Here is a 733-nt window from a genome sequence, read left to right on the forward strand (position 1 = left end):
TCGGGCAGCGGCACGCTGCTCAAGATGACCGAGACCGGCTTCCGCGAGATGGGTTGGGAGGCGGCTGTCCTGGAGCAGCAGTACCAGGAACACGTCACCGGTTGGGACTTCTTCCTACCGCGACTCGCCCCGTATGTCGCGACGCTGGGGGTGCGACCATGAGCACCGTCGTGGCCGAGGAGGTCGACGACGACCTTTGGTCCGCGATCGGGGACCCGACCCGACGCCGAATGCTCGACCTGCTGCTCATTGAGGGTGACGGCACGGCGACCACTCTGGGCCAACAGTTGCCGGTCACCCGCCAAGCGGTCGCCAAGCATCTTGGAGTCCTCGATCGGGTCGGTCTGGTCCGCGCGACGTCGGCGGGCCGAGAGAAGCGGTACCGGGTGGACGACGCCCAGCTCGCCCATGCAGTGGCACAGCTGTCGTCGGTGGGGTCGGCGTGGGACGCCCGGTTGCAGCGGATCAAGCACATCGCCGAGGCGATCCAACGCACCCAACAAGACTCACGGCAAGTTTCACAACAGGACCTATGAGACAAAGGAGATCAAGATGGTAGACATTCTGCACAGAGTCGGAGTCAAGACCCCGACACCGGAGAAGGTGTACAACGCGCTGACGACCGTCGAGGGTCTCGCCGGCTGGTGGACAGACGACACAAGGGGGAGTGCCGAGGTCGGCGGCACACTGGAGTTCCGGTTTCCTCCCGGTGGGTTCGACATGAAGGTCCTTG

Annotated in this window: 2 protein-coding genes and 1 pseudogene; all 3 read left to right on the plus strand. The window is 64.7% G+C overall.

Annotated elements, in window-relative coordinates; all coding sequences use genetic code 11:
• Nucleotides 1-162 (plus strand): annotated as a pseudogene (locus ELR45_RS43090) (polyketide cyclase); the annotation flags it as partial.
• The gene (locus tag ELR45_RS30085; protein ID WP_129669587.1) at nucleotides 159-536 is read left to right on the plus strand and encodes an ArsR/SmtB family transcription factor; all 378 of its coding nucleotides are present in this window, start codon (nucleotides 159-161) and stop codon (nucleotides 534-536) included. The pseudogene ELR45_RS43090 and the gene ELR45_RS30085, both read left to right, overlap by 4 nt.
• Nucleotides 537-552: 16 nt before the next feature.
• Nucleotides 553-733: SRPBCC family protein (locus ELR45_RS39660; RefSeq protein WP_205857557.1), on the plus strand; the 181-nt coding region annotated here is incomplete at its 3' end.

Source organism: Phytoactinopolyspora endophytica, from assembly GCF_004138495.1.
Lineage (GTDB): Bacteria > Actinomycetota > Actinomycetes > Jiangellales > Jiangellaceae > Phytoactinopolyspora > Phytoactinopolyspora endophytica.

Excerpts from the sequence above, each read along its gene's own strand:
- ELR45_RS30085 (WP_129669587.1), top strand. The coding sequence starts at position 159 with ATGAGCACCGTCGTGGCCGAGGAGGTCGACGACGACCTTTGGTCCGCG.